The 6,121-nt window shown below is 31.0% G+C and carries 6 protein-coding genes; all 6 read left to right on the top strand.

Features of this window, described 5'->3' with window-relative positions; all coding sequences use genetic code 11:
- Positions 1 to 103 precede the first annotated feature (103 nt).
- The 6 genes from HM984_RS17105 to HM984_RS17080 all read left to right on the top strand — a co-directional run bounded on the left by HM984_RS17105 (position 104) and on the right by HM984_RS17080 (position 5,636).
- Positions 104 to 595 (top strand): hypothetical protein, encoded by a 492-nt coding sequence (locus HM984_RS17105; protein ID WP_179350067.1) that lies wholly within the window; start codon positions 104 to 106, stop codon positions 593 to 595.
- Positions 592 to 996, top strand: a complete 405-nt coding sequence (locus HM984_RS17100; protein ID WP_179350066.1) for a hypothetical protein — start codon at positions 592 to 594, stop codon at positions 994 to 996. The genes HM984_RS17105 and HM984_RS17100 overlap by 4 nt, the downstream gene beginning before the upstream one ends.
- Before the next feature lie 173 nt (positions 997 to 1,169).
- Positions 1,170 to 1,640: a hypothetical protein gene (locus tag HM984_RS17095; RefSeq protein WP_179350065.1), complete on the top strand. Its 471-nt coding sequence runs from the start codon at positions 1,170 to 1,172 to the stop codon at positions 1,638 to 1,640.
- A gap of 254 nt (positions 1,641 to 1,894) precedes the next feature.
- Positions 1,895 to 4,150: a DUF262 domain-containing protein gene (locus HM984_RS17090; protein WP_179350064.1), complete on the top strand. Its 2,256-nt coding sequence runs from the start codon at positions 1,895 to 1,897 to the stop codon at positions 4,148 to 4,150.
- A 367-nt stretch (positions 4,151 to 4,517) separates the two neighbouring features.
- The gene (locus HM984_RS17085) at positions 4,518 to 5,036 is read left to right on the top strand and encodes a hypothetical protein (protein WP_179350063.1); all 519 of its coding nucleotides are present in this window, start codon (positions 4,518 to 4,520) and stop codon (positions 5,034 to 5,036) included.
- 141 nt (positions 5,037 to 5,177) lie between these two features.
- A complete protein-coding gene (locus tag HM984_RS17080; protein WP_179350062.1) occupies positions 5,178 to 5,636 on the top strand; it encodes a DUF5063 domain-containing protein in 459 nt (152 codons plus the stop codon).
- Positions 5,637 to 6,121: the final 485 nt, after the last annotated feature.

Raw genomic sequence — 6,121 nt, 5'->3', positions numbered from 1 at the left:
GCAGACAACACGTGGTATAAATAATGGCCTAAAAAGCAAGTTTATGGAGAAGGCCACTATTCATACCACCTACCATTGTACGCAAGCTGAAAAATAGAATGAATTGGGAATTTTAGATTGGATTAAGAAAAAAGAATTTAAGGCAGAATTTGAAAAAGTATTTTCTGACTTAAAGAGAATGGGAGAAATAAAACAGAGTGCAAAAAAGACTTATGAATTGCTTTCTGAACTGGACTTTGATACATCTGACTCTCAATCTGACTTATTAATTTCTGAGTTTAATAAAATTCAATACCAGTCGAATACTAACAGTTATTTCTACTTCTATTTTCCAATTGTAACTCATATTTTACATTACAAACCAAAATATGAGAAAGATATTTTAGGATATTTAATCGGACCGAATTTTGCGAATGGAGATACAGAAACAAGGGATTTGATTCCACTAATTAAAGGTGCAATGAAATTCAAATTATCAGAAAACAAAAGTTATCTGACTCAAGAAAGTCAAAATTGGATTCTAAATGAACTACCGAAAATGAAAAAAGAAGTTGAAAGAGAAGTTCAAAAGTGTTGGAAAGAACTAAACGAATGAAAGAAGTCAAAATTGAGGTTTATCACAAAGAAGAGAAAGTAACGACTACTCTTTATGTTGAGCAGTTAACTGAAAATAAATTTCGGATGACTGACAATGACTTTTGCAATCCTAAATTGACTTTAGGAACAGAATTCGAAACGAAAATTAACGAAGAAAACAAACACGAGATAACAAAAATATCAAAGGAATCGGAATACATTACACGTAGATTTGGATTAACACCAAACTATAAAGAATCTGACTATCGAATGCTTGGAGAGGAATTAACAAAAAGAGGTGGGTTTTGGCAAGTTGACCTTGGTAGTATTGCGACTGTCAATATTCCAAAGGGTTTTGAATTTGACATTGACCAAGTGATAAAAGACTTGGACTTGAAATTAGTAGAAATAACGGATTAAAAGCCAGCGTACAACACCGTGTATAATTAATTGCTTCATTGAGCTTACTTGCGAATATTCCTGCGGAATATTCACGGGTTCGTAAAAGTTTACTAAATTAGTTGCTTAACCACGCAACTAACCATACACAATCACGTTGTGCATAATGTAAACCAAACGTAAAACCGACCGAATTGAATAAAATACCAAAGAATTTAAAATATCTGATTTTCGGTATTAGTCTACTGACTTTTATTGGACTTTATTCAGGTTTTGGAATTCGACTTATGATTGGGATTTCAAATAAGTTACTACCAATAACAAATTATTTTTTTGCGTTCTCAAGCACTCGTTTTGACTATCTGATTTTGTCAACGATTACCATATTCGGAATGCTATACAACTCAACAAGAACTGATTTTAAGTTAACCGAACTAATAATGGATATTGTAACCATTTTATTTTCTGTAATCATAATGTTTGGAATCGGACTCTTGATTTTAACATTCATTGGAAAACCTGAAAATCCTTTAATGCCTCAATATATAGTAACTGAACCCTTTGAATTGTACACTACAATATTTATTGGATTGGGAATTGGAATTCCGTTTTTGATTATAAAACTGATTAAAAATAAAAAACACTATGCACAACACAGTATATAAAAAATTGCTATTTTGTGCTTAATCAAAGGTCGTTGCACGTTTGCTACGTCTGAATTTCCTTCGGAAATTCTTCGCACGCAAACCCGCAACTTTCCATATACTAAACCGTTGTAAGTAATGCGAAAATCGAGCTAAAATTGAACTTTTGAACTAAAAAAACCAACGCTATTTAGCACATTTATTTTTTGCCAACGCAAAAGCCAACACAAAAAAATAAAAGAGCTAAATTACCAGCCACACAAACCAAGTATTGAATGAAACACATTGAAAAAGCCGAAAGTAAACATCTTGACAAAATAATATCTGACATACGAGATGGAAAGTATGTAATTCCAGACTTCCAAAGAGAATTTGAATGGAATCCTTGGGACGTAAATGGATTGATTGCTTCAATCTTTATGGATTACTACATTGGAACTTTACTACTTTGGAAAGCAAGTGAAAAAAATGTAAAAGTGCTAAGTTGTGAGGGAATAAAAGGCTTTAATGGAACTTTAAAACCTGAGCATATTGTTTTGGACGGACAACAAAGACTGACTGCAATGTATTTTGCTTTTTTCAATCCTGACATAGTTTATCCAAAAAGAAAAAGTAGATGCTACTTTTTTATGAATATCAAATTTTTAGTAGAAGAAAACTACGAAGAGGCTTTCTACTATAAATGGGAAGGAAAATGGTATAATGACTTTCTGGAATCACCTGAACAACAATATGAACACAATGTCTTTCCATTACAAGTAATCGGAAAAGGAACTTGGGAAATGATGGATTGGCTAAAAGGTTATGAGAATTATTGGAAAACTCAACAAGAATTAAATACTACAACAGACACTTCCGAATTGAATGAAGATGAAAAGCAATCTCACAAAAATCGAACTTTGCTTATTAAAGAATCCCTTGGTTTTGTACCTGAAATCACAAAAGTACTTAGAGAATTATTAAGTGATTACAACCTAAGTTACATCGAGCTTGATAGAGAAATTTCAGTAGCAAAAGTTTGTGATATTTTTACTCACATAAATAGCAAAGGAGTTGCGTTAAACATCTTTGACCTATTAAATGCAATCTTACGACCTTACGACATTTATCTAAAAGATATGTGGCGAAATGTATCAGAGGAACTTTCATATACTGACCAAGACAAAATGAAAATCTATGTCTTTCAAGTAATGTCAATTTTAGAACAAACATATTGCTCATCAAAATATCTTTATTACTTGGTGCCAGATACAGTAAAAACAACCAAAGAAAATGGCTCAAAAAAGAAAGTAGTTTTAATTAAATCTAAAGAAGAGTTTGAGACAAAATGGAATTCTGCGGTTGAGGCTCTGAAGAAAACAATTTATACTCTAAAGAATCCAAGAGATTTTGGAGCAATTAATTCAACTTTTGTTCCTTATCCTTCAATAATTCCAGCTTTTACTGCAATCAAAAAACACGTTGAGCAAAAAGGGTATAAAAATATTCTTGATGTAAATGCAAAAATTAAAAAATGGTATTGGTCTTCTATATTCACTTTAAACTATTCAAGTTCAGTAGAAAGCACATCTGCAAAAGACTTTATCGATATGAAAAAGTGGTTTGATGATGATACACAAGAACCTGAGAACTATATCAAATTCATTCAAGACTTAGAAAACCAAAGTTTTCAAAAGCAAAACTCAAAAGGAAGTGCCATATACAATGCTATTTTTAATATTTTAATACTTAATGAGGCAAGAGATTGGTATACTTCTGAACTTCCTGAATATGAAACTTTAGATGACCATCATATTGTGCCACATTCTTGGGGAAAGAAAAACATAGGCAATGATATAAATTCAATACTCAACAAAACACCTTTATCACCTACTACAAATAGACACATTATAAATAGCAGATTACCAAATGAATATTTGGCAGAAATGTTAGAAAATAATGGCTCTGAGAAATTTTACAAGATTTTAGAATCGCATTTAATTTCTAAAAAATCGGCAGATATTTTAATGCGTAAACCATTTACTAAAGAAGACTATTACGAATTTATTGCAGAGAGAGAAAAATCAGTTAAGTCTTATATAAAGTCAAGTATAATTGACGATTTTAGAGAATTACCAATCGAATTAAGAGTTATTAATGACCAAATAGAGGAATTGGAATTAAAAATTCGTGATGTAATTGCATCCAAAATCAATGGACAATACAAAGAATTTATTGCTGGACACGTACAAGACAAAGTTTCAAGACGTATTGAGAATACACTTAAAAAGAATCCAAGTTTGAGCCTTGAACATTTCAGCTCGACTCGAAAAAAATTAGACTATTTTGATTTACAAGAATATTGTGATGTTATAACAGCAAAACAGACTTGGGAATTTTTTGAGCCAATGTTTAAAAACAAATCGCAAGTAATGGAGAAGTTTAGCAAACTCGGAGAATTGCGGAATGGAATTAGACATAGTAGAGAAGTTGGCGAAGTAGCTTTACTTGAGGGAAAAGCATCAATAATATGGTTTAATAGTTTGATATAAAGCCAACGCTCAAAGCCATACACATTCGCAATTCGCTACAGCCAACGCTACGCCAAAAATTGCAAAAGAGTATGTCTTGCCAACGCTCACATTTGAACTAAATAACAAACATCGGAAAACCAAGCAGAACGTGAAAGCACTACTTACAACAACGTGTATAAAACATAGCTATTATAGGCTTTCCGAGAGGTTTTTATATATTTACAAAGTACGCCAAATTTTTTATTTGGTTATATTTAAAAAGGAAAATTAAACATAAAAATAAAAAATTCGGCTCGTGCTAAATCCGAAAAGTTAGCGTTTATTTAGACGCTACGTTTCATACACAAGACCGTTGTGTGTAATTTAAGAAAATCAGTAATAAACTATGAATTTTAAGTCTTTATTAGATATTGATGAAAACATTAATTTGGTGGTTGAACCAAAAAAAGGAATAATGCTTCACGCAAATGACTTGTTTAAAATTATTTTTGGATTATTTTTTCTGACTATTGCTTTTTTAATTGGACTTACTGCTCATATAGGTTTTCTGATTGTTGGAATTATAGGTTTATCTTTTATGTTATATGCTATTTATGTTAGATATAACAATACAAATGGAATGGAATACATAATTAGTAACAAACGAATACTTTTCATAAAAAACGGAATAATTAAAAAACAGAAAAATATAAATGACATTGACGAAGTCACTTATGAAAATTCTGGAAACGACAAAGGTTATATAATTTTAGGAAAAGTTGAACCTCTATTTGCAGGACGAGGAGTTAGTTTTAGCGAAGACGAATATGTTTTAGATAATTTGACTAATTATAAACAAGTATCAGACTTAATAAAGAATCTGAAAAAAGCGGAAAACAAAAAAACTACACACAACACCGTATAAAAATAATTGCGGTTTTAGTGCTAAATCAAAGGTCGTTGCGTGTTTGTAACGTCTGATTTTCCTTCGGAAAATCCTCGCATACAAACCCGCAACTATTCTTATACATAAACGTTGTAACACATTTGACCAAATCAAGAAACATTGAGTAAATTAAGAGAATTAATAGACAAAATCACGGAATTCGGAATTAATCCAAAAGTGAAACTGAATGACAAAACTGATATCCTAAAAAAACTATTAGTTGGAATTTACTCGGAATATCTGAATGTAGAATTTGAATTAGACGAAACGGATTATGATGAAGCACCTGATTTTAATTATGATGAGATAAGAGAAAATGTCCAATCTAATTTTACAGATTTAGATTGGTATAGTACTGTTTTGGATTTAAACAAAATGGAACCGTATGTGGAAATAGGAATTGGAGACTCTTTAGACGATCTAACTGATATAATAAAAGACTTATTAGTTGTTAAATGGAAAATGGACAATACAAGTGAAATGGATGCTCTTTGGGAATTCAATTTTTCTATGAAAACTCACTCGGAACAGCATCTGATTGACCTTTTGAAGTATCTTAATGAAAAAGATTATGACTGATGCATAAAAAGAATTTAAAAATTGTGAGACTTTACATTATTAGTTTAATCTGTATTGTCTGCTATTTTTTATTAGAGAATTCTACCCTCATATCTGAACTCGTTGAATTAAATGAAAAGGGGCGTTATAGTGGATTCCCGACCTTTTTTATAACAGGATTATTCAAATACGGATTGTTAGTAGTCGGTATAGGAATTATTATAATTCTGACTTTTTTATTAATTAGAGAAAGAACAAAAAAATAATTGAATAAATAAAAACGTGTTACAACACCGTGTATAATTAATTGCTTTATTGAGCTTACTTGCGAATATTCCTGCGGAATATTCACGGGTTCGTAAATGTTTGCTAACTTAGTTGCTAAACCACGCAACTAACCATACACAAGACCGTTGTAAGTAATGCCGAAAAAACCCAGAAACCAAGTGAATAAAACGATATTTGAAATTACCAAAATGGATTGTCCTTCAGAGGAAAATCTTATC

Origin of the sequence: Winogradskyella pacifica (genome assembly GCF_013403915.1) — a bacterium.
GTDB classification, from domain to species: Bacteria; Bacteroidota; Bacteroidia; order Flavobacteriales; family Flavobacteriaceae; genus Winogradskyella; species Winogradskyella pacifica.
Note: the sequence above shows the minus strand (reverse complement) of the source record. Positions and strands in the feature narration are given on the sequence as shown.